This window comes from Kitasatospora sp. NPDC093558, from assembly GCF_040683475.1.
Classification (GTDB): Bacteria; Actinomycetota; Actinomycetes; order Streptomycetales; family Streptomycetaceae; genus Kitasatospora.
The window spans coordinates 1-1767 of record NZ_JBFBDY010001006.1; the positions used below are offsets into that span (position 1 = coordinate 1).

A 1767-nucleotide genomic window follows, 5' to 3' on the forward strand; every position below is an offset into this window, starting at 1 on the left:
CTGGCCGCCACCCCGTCGCCCATCAGGACGATCGGGTTGCGGCCGGCCAGCAGTGTCTCGGCGGCCCGGGCCACGTCGGCGCCCTCGGGCGCCACCCGGGTGAAGGGGATGGAGGTCGGCAGGGCCGGCTCCGCGGTGAGCCGGTCCAGGACGTCGGCGGGGAGCACGACCATCACCGGCCCGCACGGCGGGGTGGCGGCGATCTTCACGGCCCGGCGCAGCACGCGCAGCACCGAGTCGGGGTCCAGGACCCTGGTGGCGTACTTGGTCACCGGCTGGGCCATGGCCACCAGGTCCGCGGCCATCTGGGCGTCCATGGCGTCGTAGCGCACCCCGGCCTCCCCGACCAGGACGACCAGCGGGGAGCCGCCGCGTTTGGCCTGGTAGAGCATGCCGATGCCGTTGCCGAGTCCGACTCCGCTGTGGAGCTGGACGAGCGCGGGCCGCTGGGCGGCCCGCGCGTAGCCGTCCGCGATCCCCACGGCCACGCCCTCGTGGAGCGTGAGGACGTAGCTGGTGCCGCTGTGGTCGGCGAGGTCGAGGAATCCCTGCTCGACCGTGCCCGGGTTGCCGAACATGTGGGTCATGCCGTCGGCGGCGAGCTGCTCGAACAGGGCGACCTTGCCTGGCCTGGCGGTCATGGTTGACTCCTCGTGGGGATTGGGGGGTTGACTGGGAGTTGGGCTACCAGCCGTGGCGGCGCAGGCCGTTCTCCAGGACCTCGACGAGCAGTTCGCCGGAGGGCAGGGAGTCGGGGGTGGAGCGGGCCGTGACGAAGGGGTGGTCGACGATGACCGAGGTCTCCTTGCCGACGTTGCCGTGGAAGGCGCCGTCGGGTCCGGTGGCGTCGCGCAGGATGTACTCCAGCGGGTACGGCGGCGGGCCCATGTTGAAGTCGACGCCCAGGAAGCCGGTGCCGTCCTTGTAGTCGTACTCCTTGGGGTGGCCGGTGACGTGCTTGCCCCACAGCAGGCTGCGGCGGCTTTCGAGGTCGCGGGCGAAGGCGAGGACCGCGACGCCGTAGCACTCGGCGAGGATGGGCTTGTCGGCGGCGGCGAAGGCGAGCACGACCTCGTGCAGGCGCTCGTTGTTGGCCAGGTCGACGATCGGGCCGCTGCCGCCGACGATCACCAGGGCGTCGAAGTCGGAGAGCAGGCCGCTGGTGGCCGAGGCCAGGCGGCGGTTGTACTCCTCCAGGTCGCGCAGGTGGTTGAGGGCGCTGTAGTAGGGGCGCTCGGGGATCAGCTCGGCCAGGCTGAGCGGGTTGTCCAGCCGGCTGGAGTCGTCGAGCGCCCGCGCGCGGCGGGCCATGTCCCGGGTGGTGACCGGGCGGCCCAGGGGCGGGTCGATGTACTCGGAGTCGAGGCTCGGCGGCAGGGCGTGGGCGCGCTTGCCGTTGGGGGTGATGAACGTGGTCCGGTAGCCGCGGGCGTCGAACGCCTCGACCGGGCCGACGAGTTCCTCACCCCAGTAGCCGTACTCGGAGAGCACCACCAGGATGCGTTTCGTCACGGATATCTCCCTGCTGGAATAGAGGGGGGTGGTCCGGTCTCCCGCATTGCCGGCCCTGAGCGGCCGGGCGGGATTCCGGACTGAATCGAGTGAAACCGCGATGGCGGCCGGGTGGCAATGGTTGCCCGGTGTGCCGGCGCGATTTCCCGGACTTCCCTCAGTCGTCGCGGAATTCCTCGGCCCGGAACTCGGGGCGCGATCCGCGTGCTGTTCTGGCATCTTCCGCACCGACGTCGAGAACTGGGGGAAGCCGAC

2 protein-coding genes are annotated in these 1767 nt (G+C 71.3%); both read right to left on the reverse strand.

All coding sequences use genetic code 11. The annotated features are described in order from the left end of the window. Window positions 1-641, reverse strand: a 641-nt coding sequence (locus AB0O00_RS37890; RefSeq protein WP_363659238.1) for a thiamine pyrophosphate-binding protein, incomplete at its 3' end; no start/stop codon positions are given. Between the two features lie 43 nt (window positions 642-684). Next, window positions 685-1512, reverse strand: coding sequence for a type 1 glutamine amidotransferase domain-containing protein (locus AB0O00_RS37895; RefSeq protein ID WP_363659239.1), 828 nt, complete (start codon window positions 1510-1512; stop codon window positions 685-687). Between the last annotated feature and the right edge of the window lie 255 nt (window positions 1513-1767).